Annotated in this window: 14 protein-coding genes; 3 read left to right on the top strand and 11 right to left on the bottom strand. The window is 73.1% G+C overall.

Annotated features, from left to right (window positions below; all coding sequences use genetic code 11):
- Window positions 1–54: 54 nt before the first annotated feature.
- From ACFWGN_RS13720 to dapE, 4 genes are all read right to left on the bottom strand, one after another.
- Entirely contained in the window at window positions 55–1,404 is a 1,350-nt protein-coding gene (locus ACFWGN_RS13720; RefSeq protein ID WP_377617505.1) for a hypothetical protein, read from the bottom strand.
- Complete coding sequence (folP, locus tag ACFWGN_RS13715) at window positions 1,401–2,309, bottom strand: dihydropteroate synthase (protein ID WP_318244504.1); 909 nt, start codon at window positions 2,307–2,309, stop codon at window positions 1,401–1,403. Before folP ends, ACFWGN_RS13720 begins: the two co-directional genes overlap by 4 nt.
- A gap of 110 nt (window positions 2,310–2,419) precedes the next feature.
- The gene (locus ACFWGN_RS13710; RefSeq protein ID WP_191803331.1) at window positions 2,420–3,238 is read right to left on the bottom strand and encodes a TIGR00730 family Rossman fold protein; all 819 of its coding nucleotides are present in this window, start codon (window positions 3,236–3,238) and stop codon (window positions 2,420–2,422) included.
- A gap of 42 nt (window positions 3,239–3,280) precedes the next feature.
- Window positions 3,281–4,438 carry a succinyl-diaminopimelate desuccinylase gene (gene dapE / locus ACFWGN_RS13705; protein WP_377617503.1) on the bottom strand — a complete coding sequence of 386 codons (1,158 nt, stop codon included), beginning with the start codon at window positions 4,436–4,438 and terminating at the stop codon, window positions 3,281–3,283.
- Between the two features lie 59 nt (window positions 4,439–4,497).
- Here dapE and dapD point away from each other — a divergent pair, with 59 nt between their 5' ends.
- Window positions 4,498–5,481: a 2,3,4,5-tetrahydropyridine-2,6-dicarboxylate N-succinyltransferase gene (gene dapD, locus ACFWGN_RS13700; protein ID WP_377617501.1), complete on the top strand. Its 984-nt coding sequence runs from the start codon at window positions 4,498–4,500 to the stop codon at window positions 5,479–5,481.
- A gap of 1 nt (window position 5,482) precedes the next feature.
- A complete protein-coding gene (locus ACFWGN_RS13695) occupies window positions 5,483–6,493 on the top strand; it encodes a hypothetical protein (RefSeq protein ID WP_377617500.1) in 1,011 nt (336 codons plus the stop codon).
- 92 nt (window positions 6,494–6,585) lie between these two features.
- Here ACFWGN_RS13695 and ACFWGN_RS13690 read toward each other — a convergent pair whose 3' ends face one another.
- The 3 genes from ACFWGN_RS13690 to fdxA form a co-directional block, all read right to left on the bottom strand.
- Window positions 6,586–7,884, bottom strand: coding sequence for a citrate synthase (locus ACFWGN_RS13690; RefSeq protein ID WP_056650274.1), 1,299 nt, complete (start codon window positions 7,882–7,884; stop codon window positions 6,586–6,588).
- 251 nt (window positions 7,885–8,135) lie between these two features.
- Window positions 8,136–9,272: a succinyldiaminopimelate transaminase gene (dapC, locus tag ACFWGN_RS13685; protein WP_377617498.1), complete on the bottom strand. Its 1,137-nt coding sequence runs from the start codon at window positions 9,270–9,272 to the stop codon at window positions 8,136–8,138.
- Window positions 9,273–9,293: 21 nt separating this feature from the next.
- On the bottom strand, window positions 9,294–9,611 hold the full coding sequence (gene fdxA, locus ACFWGN_RS13680) for a ferredoxin (protein ID WP_056764260.1): 318 nt from the start codon (window positions 9,609–9,611) through the stop codon (window positions 9,294–9,296).
- Between the two features lie 90 nt (window positions 9,612–9,701).
- On the opposite strand from fdxA, the gene ACFWGN_RS13675 reads away from it, so the two are divergent.
- On the top strand, window positions 9,702–10,037 hold the full coding sequence (locus ACFWGN_RS13675; protein WP_377617496.1) for a hypothetical protein: 336 nt from the start codon (window positions 9,702–9,704) through the stop codon (window positions 10,035–10,037).
- A gap of 47 nt (window positions 10,038–10,084) precedes the next feature.
- On the opposite strand, the gene ACFWGN_RS13670 is transcribed toward ACFWGN_RS13675, so the two are convergent.
- The 4 genes from ACFWGN_RS13670 to ACFWGN_RS13655 form a co-directional block, all read right to left on the bottom strand.
- Window positions 10,085–10,486 (bottom strand): RidA family protein, encoded by a 402-nt coding sequence (locus tag ACFWGN_RS13670; RefSeq protein ID WP_191803340.1) that lies wholly within the window; start codon window positions 10,484–10,486, stop codon window positions 10,085–10,087.
- Between the two features lie 120 nt (window positions 10,487–10,606).
- Entirely contained in the window at window positions 10,607–11,623 is a 1,017-nt protein-coding gene (locus ACFWGN_RS13665; protein WP_377617494.1) for a prephenate dehydrogenase, read from the bottom strand.
- The gene (locus tag ACFWGN_RS13660) at window positions 11,620–12,621 is read right to left on the bottom strand and encodes a prephenate dehydratase (RefSeq protein ID WP_191803344.1); all 1,002 of its coding nucleotides are present in this window, start codon (window positions 12,619–12,621) and stop codon (window positions 11,620–11,622) included. The genes ACFWGN_RS13665 and ACFWGN_RS13660 overlap by 4 nt, the downstream gene beginning before the upstream one ends.
- On the bottom strand, window positions 12,618–13,505 hold the full coding sequence (locus tag ACFWGN_RS13655) for a hypothetical protein (protein WP_191803346.1): 888 nt from the start codon (window positions 13,503–13,505) through the stop codon (window positions 12,618–12,620). Before ACFWGN_RS13655 ends, ACFWGN_RS13660 begins: the two co-directional genes overlap by 4 nt.
- Window positions 13,506–13,535 lie beyond the last annotated feature (30 nt).

Below are 13,535 nucleotides of genomic sequence, written 5' to 3'. Positions count from 1 at the left end.
TCACCCGTGCGACACGCCGTCGCGGCAAATGCGCAGATCGTGAACCGGTCGACGTTATGGCGGCCATCCGCTCGGCGGGGTGAGCCGCCACAGGCCCCAGACCCACCAGGCCTGCCCCGCGACGCACGCCACGACGCACCCCCAGAACCACCACCGCGACCGGGTCCACCCGAGGGTCACGGCCCCCAGCGGGAAGGCGAGCAGGAGGAACCGGACCAGGCTCGTCCAGGGCTCGATCACGGCGACGAGGTATCCCAGGTAGGCGAGCGGCCACGCCTGGAGCTCAGGGCCGAGCCGGCGTGCGACGGGACTCAGTCCCACCGCGGCCACCGCGGCCAGGACCGCCAGCAGGACCCAGGGGCCGGCGCCGCCGAAGAGCATCTGGGAGACCTCGACCCAGGGCACGAACGGGACGACCGGTCCCGTTCCCCGCCAGGCCTCCTGGGTCAGGAAGTAGGCGTCGGGCCGACCGGTCACGAGGCCGCACAGGACCTGCCACACGAGCCCGCTGAGGACCGTGACGACGAGGAGCCCCCCGATGCGGGCGACGTCGCGCCAGGGCACCGCCACAGAACCACCGCCAGGCGTGTGCCCGACCACGCGCCTGGCGCGCCACCACGCACGTCCACGGACCGCCGCGTGCCACGCCACGACCAGGGCGAGCGGGAGGGCGACGGCGCGGCTGAAACCGAGCAGCACGACCACGAGCCCCGCCCACTCGTAGCGGCGGGCCCACACCAGGTACAGCGCCCCGGCGATCAGCAGGAGCGCGAGCGCCTCGGTGTAGGCGACCTGGAGCACGACCGAGGAGGGAAAGACGCTCACGAGCGCGACCGTGGCGAGCGGAAGGCCCGGACGGCGCGCCACGGCGAGGCGACCGGCGCGCTCGACCAGGCGATGGATCACCAGCATCGCGCCTGCGCCGCACAGCAGCGCCGTGGTCGGGGCGACGACGTCCCAGCCCAGGCCGGTGACCTGCTGCACGGCCCGCACCAGGAAGGGGAAGAGCGGGTAGAAGGCCCAGACGTTCTGCTGCACCTGCCCGTCGGCCCCCACGGGCAGCTCGGCCGGGTAGCCGTGCTCGGCGATCTGCTGGTACCACGAGGCGTCCCACATCCGCCCCGTCCAGGCGGCGTACGACGGCGCCGCGTCGGTCCAGAGGTTGGACTCCTGCGAGCGCGCGACGACCAGGAGTATCGCGGCGGTGACGAGCCGGGCCGCGGCGTAGACCGCGAGCACCTGCACCCACCACGGCCACCGCACGGGTGCCCGGAGGGCCGTCACGAGCGAGGAGGCTCGCCCGGGCCGCGCGGCATCGGTCCCGCCGGGCGGGGCCGCCTCCCGGGCCCGCGACCGGGCCGCCTGCTCGTCGCCCGGCCCGCGCACCGCGGCCGGCTCGCTCACGCGAGACCGCGCAGCGCGACGGCCGGGGGTGCGTCGCCCCGGATCGCGGCCACGGTGTCCAGCGTCCGTCGAGTGGCCGCGACGTCGTGGGCGCGGAAGACCCGGGCGCCGAGCCACGCGGCGACCGCCGTCGCGGCGAGCGTCCCCTCGAGCCGTTCGTCGGCCGGGAGGTCGAGCGTCTCGCCCACGAAGTCCTTGCGGGACAGCGCCATGAGCAGCGGGAAGCCGAGGCCCGCGAGCGCCTGGGTCCGGCGCACGAGGTGCAGCGAGTGCCAGGTGTTCTTGCCGAAGTCGTGCGTCGGGTCGACGAGCACCGAGGCCGCCGGTACGCCGCACGCGACCGCGCGCGCGGCGGCCGCCGTGAGCGTCGCGACGACGTCCTGCACGACGGCGTCGCGAGGGTCGGTCCGCCGGCTCGCCGAGCCGTCGAGCCCCTCGGGCGGGTAGGCGACCCGGAACGGGTCGGTCCGTGGCGTGGCGCCTCCCGTGTGGGAGCACACGACGCCGACGCCGAGCTCGCCCGCGACCTCGACCAGGCGCGGGTCGTGCCCGGCCCAGGTGTCGTTGACGAGGTCCGCGCCGGCCAGGGCCGCCTCGCGGGCGACCTCGGCTCGCCAGGTGTCGACGCTCACGAGGAGGTCGGGGAAGTCGGCCCGCACCCGTTCGACGAAGGGCACGACCCGACGGATCTCCTCGGCCGGTGTGACCTCGGGCCCCGTCCCCGCGCGCACTCCCCCGACGTCGACGATCGCCGCACCCTCGGACCAGGCCCGCGCGACCGCCTCGAGCGCCGCCCCGTCGTCGAGCTGACGTGCGGGCGCGTAGAACGAGTCCGTCGTCCGGTTGACGATCGCCATGACCACGGGGCGCACGGGGCGACCGGGGGCGTTCTCGTCGACCCCCACCTCCCGCCCTCGCAGGACGAGCGGAGCGCACTGCGGAGGGACCGGGGGCACGGTCGACGCCGGGTCGGCGCCGACCGCCCGGCCCCCGGGCTCCGGGGTCGCGGCGCCCGTCACCGGTCGCCGGCAGCCCGCTGCTGAGCGGCTGCCGTGTCGGCCACCGACTCGAGCTCTTCGGCACGCAGCTGTTCGCCGCGCTCGCACACGTACTCGACCGCCTCGGCCGGGTCGTCGCACAGGTACAGCAGGTCGAGGTCGTGCGCGCTGATCATGCCGCGCCCCGCGACGGTCGTACGAGCCCACTCGAGCAGGCCCGACCAGTACCCGCTGTCCACGAGGGCGATGGGGAACTCGGTGACCTTGTGCGTCTGGACCAGGGTCAACGCCTCGAAGAGCTCGTCGAACGTGCCGAACCCGCCCGGAAGGACCACGAACCCCTGCGCGTACTTGACGAACATGGTCTTGCGGGCGAAGAAGTACCGGAAGTTCACTCCCAGGTTCACGTACTTGTTCATGCCCTGCTCGAACGGCAGCTCGATCCCCAGACCGATCGAGAGGCCCCCGGCCTCGGTGGCCCCCTTGTTCGCGGCCTCCATGATGCCCGGCCCGCCACCCGTGATCACCGCGAGGTCGCGCTCGGCGAGCAGCCGGCCCACCTCTTCCGCCAGCGCGTAGTCCGGGTGGTCGGGGCTCGTGCGCGCCGAACCGAAGACCGACACCGCCGGGCCGACCTCGGCAAGAGCTCCGAAGCCCTCGACGAACTCGCTCTGGATCCTCATGACCCGCCACGGGTCGCTGTGCACCCAGTCGGCGCTGCCCGCGGTGTCGAGCAGCCGCTGGTCGGTCGTCTGCTGGGGGATCTGCTCTCCCCGCAGCAGCACCGGACCCTTGCGGTAGCCGGTGCCTGCCTGGGGAACTCCGTCGTCGCTCATGCTCTCGAGCCTAAGCGTTTCCGGGGCCCGTGGCGGGGACGATCAGCGGGTGAGCCACGCACGCAGCGCGTCGTGGCACAGCACGAGGTGGCCGACCGGGCACCGCTCGTCGTCCTTGTGCGCGAGCAACGGGTCGCCGGGGCCGAAGTTCACGGCCGGGATCCCCAGCTCGGCGAAGCGAGCGACGTCGGTCCAGCCGTACTTGGGCGCCGGGCGGCCGCCGGTGAGGCTCAGCACCGTCTCGGCGAAGTCGGCAGCGATCGGGTCGTCGAGCCCGGGCCGGGCACCCGGGGCGGCGTCCGTGACGACCACCTCGAAACCCGAGAAGAGGTCGCGGACGTGCGCCTCGGCGTCGGGCAACGAACGCGAGGGCGCGAAGCGGTAGTTGACCGTGACCACGCACTCGTCCGGGATGACGTTCCCCGCGATGCCGCCGCGGATGCCGACCGCGTTCATGCCCTCGCGGTAGACGAGGCCCTCGACCTCGATCGACGCGGGCTCGTAGGCCGCCAGGCGGTCGAGCACGACCGAGGCCAAGTGGATCGCGTTGGAGCCCATCCACGCACGCGCCGAGTGCGCCGTGACCCCGGGGACGCGGACCTCGACCCGCAGGGTCCCGTTGCAGCCGCCCTCGATCCCCGCGGCCGTGGGCTCGCCGAGGATCGCGAAGTCGCCCTGCAGGAGCTCGGGGCGGTTGCGGGCCAGCCGCCCCAGGCCGTTGAGGTCGGACGCGACCTCCTCGAGGTCGTAGAAGACCCACGTGACGTCCTGGTCCGGGGCCGTGAGCGAGGACGCGAGCGCGAGCTGGATCGCGACGCCGCCCTTCATGTCGACCGTGCCGCGCCCCCAGACCTCGGCCTGGGCCCCCTCGCCGACCACACGGGTGGGCAGGTTCGGCGGGTCGGTCAACGGGACCGTGTCGATGTGCCCGGCGATCACGACGCGACGCGAACGCCCGAGGTGCGTGCGAGCGACGACCGCGTTGCCGTCACGGACGACCTCGAGGTGCGCGAGCGGGCGCAGCGCGGCCTCGATCGCGTCGGCCAGGGCCTTCTCGTCCCCGCTCACGGACGGCACGTCGCACACCGCGCGGAAGAGCGCGGTGAGGTCGCCGTCGAGGTCGAGCCGGACCGTCGGAGCCGCCGACGCAGGCGGTGCGGTCTGGTCGGAGGTCTGGTCGAGAGTCTCGTCGCTGGTCACACGCAGACCCTACCCGGACAGTTCACCCTCGGGCCCGGAGTGACGGATAGGGTGAAGGCATGACTTCAGCGACTCCCACCGGCGCCGCAACGGGCCCCCGTACCGCCTGGGGCTTCGGCCTCGCCACCGTGACCGACGAGGGCACCGTGCTCGACGTCTGGTACCCGTCCCCCGCGCTCGGGGAGGCCCCCTCGGACGAGACCGTCCCCGCGTCGCTCGACGCGCTGACCGAGCACGACGAGGCGCGGCGCGTGGACGTCGTGGTCGTGCGCACCGTGATCGACCTGGACGCCGCACCGTCGGGAGCCGCGGACGCCTACCTGCGCCTGCACCTGCTCTCGCACCGCCTCGTGGCCCCCCACGGTCTCTCCCTCGACGGTGTGTTCGGCGCTCTCGCCAACGTCGTCTGGACCAACCACGGCCCGTGCGCGGTCGAGGGCTTCGAGGAGACGCGCCTGCGCCTGCGCGCGGCGACCGGCCAGCAGGTCCAGGTCCTCGGGGTCGACAAGTTCCCCCGCATGGTCGACTACGTGGTCCCCTCGGGTGTGCGCATCGCCGACGCGGACCGCGTCCGGCTGGGAGCGCACCTCGCTGCGGGGACGACGGTCATGCACGAGGGCTTCGTGAACTTCAACGCCGGCACCCTCGGCACCTCGATGGTCGAGGGCCGCATCTCGGCCGGCGTGGTCGTGGGCGACGGGTCGGACATCGGCGGCGGAGCGTCCATCATGGGCACTCTCTCCGGCGGCGGCCGCGAGATCATCTCGATCGGCCAGCGCTCGCTGCTCGGCGCCAACGCCGGGCTGGGCATCCCGCTCGGCGACGACTGCGTCGTCGAGTCCGGGCTCTACGTCACCGCGGGCACCAAGGTCACCCTCGTGGGACGCAGCGGTCCCGACGGCGGTCCCGTGGTCGTCAAGGCACGTGACCTGTCGGGCCAGGACAACCTCCTCTTCCGCCGCAACTCGCTCACGGGCGGTGTCGAGGCGGTCTCACGCACGGGCGTCGGGATCGAGCTCAACGCCGCGCTGCACGCGAACTGACATGTCCTCCGTCTTCGGCGCCCCGGGGCACCAGGGCGCCCCGTCCGCTCCTGGGCAGGGGGACACGAGCCCCCGCGCCCAGGGGCGCGACGTCCGTCGACGCCGGCACCGTCCTCTGCGGATCGTCGTCACGGTCGTGACCGTCCTCGCGGTCGCGAGCGCCGGGGTCGTCATCGCGCTCAACCGGCTGACGGACCACACCCCGGTGGCCGAGCGCTGCTCGGCCGAGGCCGACGGGCAGGCCTGGCACCTCTCCCCCGCACAGGCGGACAACGCAGCCCTGATCGCCGTCACCACGGTGCGCCGCGGCATGCCCGCCCGCGCCGCGACCATCGGCCTGGCGACCGCGCTGCAGGAGTCGCGCCTGCTCAACATCGACTACGGCGACCGCGACTCGATCGGGCTCTTCCAGCAGCGTCCGTCCCAGGGCTGGGGCACGATCGAGCAGATCATGGACCCCGTCTTCTCGACCACGGCGTTCTACGACGGCCTCGACAAGGTGGACGGGTACGAGGACCTCCCGGTGACGGTCGCGGCCCAGGCAGTGCAGCGATCCGGCTTCCCCGACGCCTACGCGCAGCACGAGTCCAGGTCACGCGCATGGGCCTCGGCCCTGACGGGGAACTCCGAGGGCACGCTCTCGTGCGAGCTCGTCGCGGTCGACCCGGCCACGCTCGTGAGCGTCTCCGACTCGAACGAGACCCTGAGGACACGGCTCGTGCGCGATCTCGGGGAACTGCCTCTCACGGTCGAGCGTGCGAGCACCGTGGTGGACACCGTGCCGCTCACAGGTGTCGCGTCGGAGGCGCGCCGGACCGGGTGGGCCGTCGGCCAGTGGGCCGTGGCCAGCGCCGACGAGACCGACGTCGTGCGGGTGGACGTCGGCGACAGCACCTGGACCCGCGAGAACCCGGTGTGGACGCCGTCGGGCGACCTGCCTCCGGAGGAGGTCACCGCGCCCCTCCCGGTCGGCCACGTGCGGATCACGGTCGCGACGGCCGACGAGGAGTGAACCGCTCGCTCCACGCCTTCCCCGCACGCGACGACGGCGCCCCGCACGCAATGGTGCGGGGCGCCGTCGTCACATGCGGGTGATGGGCGAGGTCAGCGACCGTCGACCGGCAGGTACGGACGCTCGGTGGCCCCCGTGTAGACCTGGCGCGGGCGCCCGATCTTGGTCTGCGGGTCCTTCATCATCTCGCGCCACTGCGCGATCCAGCCGGGCATGCGGCCCAGGGCGAACAGCGGGGTGAACATGGCCGGCGAGAAGCCCATGGCCTTGTAGATCAGCCCGGTGTAGAAGTCGACGTTCGGGTAGAGCTTGCGCTCGATGAAGTAGTCGTCGTTGAGCGCGATCTCCTCGAGCCGCAGCGCGATGTCGAGCAGCTCGTCCTTCTTGCCCAGGGTCGAGAGCACCGCGTCGGCCTTGGCCTTGACGATCGCCGCGCGCGGGTCGTAGTTCTTGTAGACCCGGTGCCCGAAGCCCATGAGGCGGACGCCGTCCTCCTTGTTCTTCACCTTCTTCATGAAGGTGTCGACGTCGAAGTCGCTGTTCTGGATCTTGTCCAGCATCGACAGGACGGCCTCGTTCGCACCACCGTGCAGCGGACCCGAGAGCGCGTTGACGCCCGCCGCGACCGACGCGTAGAGGTTGGCGTGGCTCGAGCCCACGACGCGCACGGTCGAGGTCGAGCAGTTCTGCTCGTGGTCGGCGTGCAGGATGAGGAGCTTGTCGAGCGCGTCGACCACGGTCGGGTCGGACTCGTACTTCTCGTAGGGCGTCGCGAACGTCATGCGCAGGAAGTCGTCGACGTACCCGCGCGAGTAGTCCGGGTAGAGCAGCGGCTCACCCACGGCGCGACGGTGCAGGTAGGACGTGATGGTCCGCGTCTTGGCGAGGAGCAGGACCGTCGCGAGCTCGACCGTCTCGTCGTCGAACGGGTCGAGCGACTCCGGGTAGAACGTCGACAGCGCGTTGATCGCCGAGGACAGGACCGCCATGGGGTGCGCGTTGCGGGGGAACGTCCCCATGAACGTGCGGAAGTCCTCGTGCACCAGGGTGTGGCGGTTGACGCGCTCGACGAACGCGTCGAGCGTGGGCCCGTCCGGGAGCTCGCCGTGGATCAGGAGGTACGCGACCTCGAGGAACGTGGACTTCTCCGCGAGCTGGTCGATCGGGTACCCGCGGTAGCGCAGGATCCCCGCGTCGCCGTCGATGTAGGTGATCTCCGACTCGCACGAGGCGGTGTTCATGAACCCGGGGTCCACGGTGACGAGCCCGGTCGACTTGAGCAACGAGGACACGACGATGCCGTCGTTGCCCTCGGTCGCTGCGACCACGGGCAGGTCCTGGCTCGATTCGTTGACGACGAGCCGAACGGTCGCCTGCTGGGTGGTGGTCATGTCTTCCTTCCTTGCGCGCTGCCGCTCCCCCTGCGGGTGGCTGCGCGTGTCTTCCGTGGTGTCGCCGCGAGATCGCCACCTGTCCGGCCGAGCCGTCGGTGGCCGAAGTGTCGGACAGCGTTGGCCTGGGTCGACGGTACTCGCTTCACCCACACGTGACCAATCTGGAACGGTCACACAACCGACACTCGCCTGTGATGCGGGTCACAGGCGAGAACGAGGCGCGATTCGCCCAACAATCGACAGGTGGCTCACACCACGGTCAGCCGGGCCGCGGCCTCGTGCACCCGCTCGTCGCTCGCGGTGAGCGCGACGCGGACGTGGCCGGCCGCCGTCGGGCCGTAGAAGGCCCCGGGACCCACGAGGATCCCGAGGTCCGCAAGGGCGCCCACGGTCTCCCAGCAGTCGTGCTCATCCGCCGTCTCGCCCGCCGGGCGCGACCACAGGTAGAGACCGGCCTGCGACCCGTCGACCTGGAGTCCGGCCTGCCCCAGCGCAGGAAGGAGCACGTCCCGACGCCGCCGGTAGACCTCGCGCTGGGCTGCGACGTGCGCGTCGTCCGTGAGAGCCGCGACCATGGCCGCCTGGACCGGGGCCGGCACGATCATGCCCAGGTGCTTGCGCGTCGTGAGCAGGTCGGCGACGACCCCGGGGTCTCCCGCGACGAACGCGGCCCGGTACCCCGCGAGGTTCGACTGCTTGGACAGCGAGTACGCGGCGAGCAGGCCTTCGTTCGAACCGCCGCTCACGCGCGGGTCGAGGATGCTCGGCACACCGGAGGTGGCGAACGGCTCCTCCCACGCGAGCTCGGCATAGCACTCGTCGCTCACGACGACCGCACCGATCTCCCGTGCAGCGGCGACCACCCGCGCGAGCTGCTCGACCCCGAGGACCTCCCCCGTCGGGTTGCCCGGGGAGTTGACCCAGACCAGGCGCACGTCGTCTCGCCCTGCCCAGTCCTCGACCCGGTCGGTCGCGAGCGGGGTCGCGCCGGCGAGCCGGGCCCCCACGTCGTAGGTCGGGTACGCGGTGGCCGGGTGGACGACGACGTCCCCCGGACCGAGCCGCAGCAGCGACGGCAGCAGGCCCACGAGCTCCTTGGAACCGACCGTGGGCAGGACCGCGTCCGGGTCCAGCCTGGGCACGCCACGACGCCGCGCGAACCAGTCGACGACGGCCTCGCGCAGCACGGGCGTGCCGTGCGTGGTCGGGTACCCGTGCGCGTCCCCGGCGGCGGCGAGCGCGTCCCGCACGACGGCGGGGGTCGGGTCGACCGGCGTGCCGATCGAGAGGTCCACGATCCCGCGCGGGTGCTGTCGGGCGCGCTCGGCGAACGGCGTGAGCGAGTCCCACGGGTAGGCGAGGCCACCCAGGCTGGCGAATCCCATGGTGTTGTCCGGCCTCCGGGCTCAGGCCTGCGGGGCCAGGGCGGCGATCATCGGGTCGTCCTTCTCGATCATGCCCATCTTCGCCGCACCACCCGGCGACCCCAGGTCGTCGAAGAACTCCACGTTCGCCCGGTAGTAGTCGCTCCACTCCGAGGGCACGTCATCCTCGTAGTAGATCGCCTCCACCGGACACACCGGCTCGCACGCACCACAGTCCACGCACTCGTCAGGATGGATGTACAACGACCGCTTGCCCTCGTAGATGCAGTCCACCGGACACTCCTCGATGCACGCCTTGTCCTTCACGTCCACACAAGGCTGAGCAATCACGTACGTCACGTCGGAGGTCCTTCCACCTTCTGCACAGGGCACTTCCCCCTAGTATCTCTCAGGAGACGGACATCCCGGCCACCCGCCGACCAAGTGAGCGTGACGACTGCTGTGAACCCCCCGCACCGCTTCCCCGCCGTCGACCCCGACTGGGCCTCCTGGCCCGCGGGCACGCGCGTCGTGCTCCGTCGCCGTCTGACCGACGCCGAGTCGCTCGCGACGCGCGACCCGGCGAGCGGCGAGCCCGCGAAGACCGTGACCGACGTCATCGGGATCGTCCAGTCGACCGCGCCCGGGGAGTCCGTGACGGTCCGCACCGACGCGGGCGGCTCGCGCGACGCGGTCGAGGTGACGATCCCGGCCGACCAGCTCGTCGCGGCCAAGCGCATCCCCCCGAGGCCGCCGCGACGGCTGCCCCGCCAGCCGGTCGACTGAGCCCGGCGAACGGCCGAGCCCGGCGCCCGGGTTCCGGCCCGGTCCGCTCAGCCCGGCACGACCGCGGCGATCGCGCTCACCTCGATCAGGGCCCCGGGCACCCCGAGCCCCACGACCCGCGCCGCGGTCACGAGGGGCGGCGCCCCGGCGGTCGCCAGTCGCGGCGCGATCGCACCGTACGCCGCGCCGAGGTCCGCGTCGGCCGCGAGGAGGACCGTCCACTGCACGACGTCGGCGAGCGAGGCCCCCGCCGCCTCGAGCGCGATGCTGACGTTGTCGATGGTCCGGACCGACTGCTCTGCGACGTCGTCCGAGACGACCGCGCCCGTGTCGTCGACGCCGTTCTGGCCGCCCACGTAGATGGTCGCGGCCCCCGCGGGGACGATCGCGACATGACTGAACGCCGGGCTCACCACGAGCCCGGCCGGCTGCATCCGTGTGATCTCCATGACCCCCACGGTTCCACGGCCCCCTGACACCGGCAGCACGAGCGGCACGGCGAGCGCACGGGCCCGAGGACCGGGGTGGAGGGACCCGGCCCGCGGTGGCGCGTTCGCGCGGCGACCGGCCTAGCGGTGCAGTCCGACGAGCGAGCCCTGCACCGAGACGACGGCCCAGCCCGCGAGGCAGAGCTCGACGAGCTCCCCTGCACCGTCCGGTTCCGCGAGGTCGACCGTCAGCCGTTCGCCCGACCCGTCCTGCACCGGCGACCCGGACGAGACCGACGACGGCCCGTCGGCGCCCCGAGGCTGCCAGCCGGCCCGGACGTCGTCGGCGCGGTCGAAGAACTCCGCCGCCGACGCGTTCGCCTCGAGCGCCGTCGCGAGCGCCTCCAGGTCCCGTGCGGCGAGGCGCAGGGCGGGAGCGACCCACCCCGCGTTCTCGGTGAGCATGGCCTCTGTCCGGCGGGGGTCGGTCCGGCCCACCCGGGTCCCGTCCCGGAAGCTGCCCGCCGCGAGCGCCAGCGCGACGTCACGTACCGGGGCCGCCGAGACCAGGTTCAGCAGCTCGATCGCGAACGCGTGCGGGACGTGGCTGATGAGCGCCGCGGCCTCGTCGTGCACCTCGTCCGTCAGGACGTAGGCGCTCCCACCCGCGGGGCCCGTCACGAGCGCGAGCAGCGTCACGAGCAGGTCCGCCCGTGTGCGCTCGGTGACCGTGACGGCCCACCGCGCGCCGTCGAGCAGCGACTCCGAGGAGGCCGCGAATCCCGAGTGCTCGGTCCCCGCCATGGGGTGCGCGCCGACGTACTGCTCCCCCAGACCGCACGCGTCGAGGACGTCGCGCACCGGCCCCTTGACCGACCCGACGTCCGTGACGAGCGTGGTCGCCGGCAGGTGGCGCGCGACCTCGGTGGCCACGGGGCGCATGGCCCGCAACGGCACCGCGAGGACCAGGACGTCAGGCGCCGCGGTGCACAGCGCCTCGACGTCCGACGCGACGAGGATCCCGGCCGTCGCTGCCTCGGCGCGCGTCGCGGCCGAGGAGTCGTGGCCCGTGACCTCGATCCCCTGCGCCGCGAGTCTCCGGGCCAGCGACCCACCGATGAGCCCGAGGCCCAGGACCGCGACGGTCGGCGACGTCATGCCCACAGCAGCCCCCGGTCCAGCTCGTCGGCGCTCGCGCCGGCCCCGACCGAGCCCACCGGCACGTGGTCGCTCGAGAGCGCCTCGTCGAGCTCGCCCCGGGCCGGGAAGACACCGAGCGTCTTGACCGAGTCGCCCGCGGCGAGCAGGCCCTCGAGCACCTTCCGCACGGCCGGTTCCCACGGCGCCGCGTCGGCCGTCAGGACGAACACGTACTTGCCCTCGAGCGCCTTGAGCGGACGCGTGATGAGACTCGACAGGTTGACCCCGCCCGCCCCGAACGCCTGCGTGATCCGTGCCAGGACCCCCGGGCCCGTCACGAGTGGCGTGAGCGCGAGCATGGTGCGCCACTGTGCGGGACCGTCGGTCCGCGCCGCCGCGAGGGCGTCCCTCGCGCGGTCCCGCCGGACGATCGTGAGGAACCGGGTCCGTGCGCCGTGGAAGTCCTCGACGCCGGCCTCGAGCAGGTCGAGACCGTAGAGCTCGCCGCAGATGCTCGGCCCCAGCGCCACCTGGTGCGCGGTCGCGTCCCGGCACGCCGACGCGTTGGACGCGGCCGGCACCGGCAGCGCCCCCGAGCGCGTCACGAACTCCTGGCACTGCGCCAGGCCGTGCGGGTGCGCGGTCACCTCGGTCAGCTCGCCGTGGCCCGGTCGGACGAATGCGTCGAACGTGATCTCGAGGACCACCTCGTCGATCGCGACGACGTCCTCGCTGCCCACGATCGCGTCGAGCGACGGGACCACGTACCCCTCGACCGAGTTCTCGATCGCGACGATGCCCTGGTCGAAGGCCCCCGAGGCGACCCCGGCGTAGACGTCCGTCACGGTCGCGGCCGGCACCAGCTCGACGGGCGCCTCGACCGGACCCACGGCACGGCCCGAGGTGGTGCCGGACGCCTCCGGGGCCTCAGCGGGCTGTCCCTGGGACCGGACCCACTGCACGGCCGCCTGGTGCGTGAACGTGCCCTCGGGCCCGAGGTAGGCGACCCGGCTCACGAGCCCACGTGCTCCGGCGCCCACTGCGGCACCAACGCGTCCGGGCCGGGCAGGAAGTCACGTCCCGGGAGCACCGCGAGGACGCGGTGCGCCACGTCGCGCGCCGCGAGCTCGCTCACGAGCGACGACAGCACCGCTGCGTCGGGGCACGAGAACGACGAGAAGAAGATGTGCGGCCCCGCGAGCGAGCGGTGGCTGCGCAGGTGCTGCATGTCGATCCCGCTCTCCGCGATGACCGACAGGGTCTGCTGGAGCGAACCGCGGTGGTCGTCGCGCGGACCGAACGCGAACCACACCTGCGCCTCGCCCTCGACGACGGGCGCGGGACGCCGGGCCTCGACGAGCCCGTACCAGATGGGGGCCCCCGCGCTCAGCTGTTCGCTGCCCGGGATCTCGGCCCACCCCGCGGGGATCTCCGAGCGCTCGACGACCAGGGTGCCGTCCCGGCCCGAGAGTGCGATGCGCTCGTCGAGCGCCGTCCGGGAGGGGACCAGACGCGGGTTCGCGCCCAGGGTCCGCAGGACGTGACGGCAGTCGCGCATCCCGGCCTCGTCGACCACGACGCTGCCCGTGGCCTGGCCAGGTCGACCGACCCACACCCACTGGGCGGGGACCGCGACGGCCGCGGTCACGACCAGCGACGGCGACGCCGCCAGGAGCGCCCGCTCGAGGTCGTGCGACGGCTGCGCGGGGTGCCCGATGTGCATGACGGCCGCGAGGTCGTCGATGCTCGCGACCGTCGCCAGGGTCGACGACGTGGATCCCAGGTCCAGCAGGTCGTCGGCGCCGGTCCCCGCGGGCAGACCGTCCGCGCCGTGCCACTTCGCGATCTGCGCCGCGAGCCGCGCGTGGGCCCCCGACTCGCGTTCACTACGTCCGAGCATCGAGTGTCTCTGCCTTGCCTCGAGGGGTGG

Origin of the sequence: Oerskovia sp. NPDC060338, assembly GCF_042726295.1 — a bacterium.
Lineage (GTDB): Bacteria > Actinomycetota > Actinomycetes > Actinomycetales > Cellulomonadaceae > Oerskovia > Oerskovia merdavium.
Note: the sequence above shows the minus strand (reverse complement) of the source record. Positions and strands in the feature narration are given on the sequence as shown.

Excerpts from the sequence above, each read along its gene's own strand:
- dapD (WP_377617501.1), top strand. The coding sequence starts at position 4,498 with ATGACTTCAGCGACTCCCACCGGCGCCGCAACGGGCCCCCGTACCGCC.
- ACFWGN_RS13690 (WP_056650274.1), bottom strand. The coding sequence starts at position 7,884 with ATGACCACCACCCAGCAGGCGACCGTTCGGCTCGTCGTCAACGAATCG.
- dapC (WP_377617498.1), bottom strand. The coding sequence starts at position 9,272 with ATGGGATTCGCCAGCCTGGGTGGCCTCGCCTACCCGTGGGACTCGCTC.
- ACFWGN_RS13695 (WP_377617500.1), top strand. The coding sequence starts at position 5,483 with ATGTCCTCCGTCTTCGGCGCCCCGGGGCACCAGGGCGCCCCGTCCGCT.
- ACFWGN_RS13710 (WP_191803331.1), bottom strand. The coding sequence starts at position 3,238 with ATGAGCGACGACGGAGTTCCCCAGGCAGGCACCGGCTACCGCAAGGGT.
- ACFWGN_RS13655 (WP_191803346.1), bottom strand. The coding sequence starts at position 13,505 with ATGCTCGGACGTAGTGAACGCGAGTCGGGGGCCCACGCGCGGCTCGCG.
- ACFWGN_RS13670 (WP_191803340.1), bottom strand. The coding sequence starts at position 10,486 with ATGGAGATCACACGGATGCAGCCGGCCGGGCTCGTGGTGAGCCCGGCG.
- ACFWGN_RS13665 (WP_377617494.1), bottom strand. The coding sequence starts at position 11,623 with ATGACGTCGCCGACCGTCGCGGTCCTGGGCCTCGGGCTCATCGGTGGG.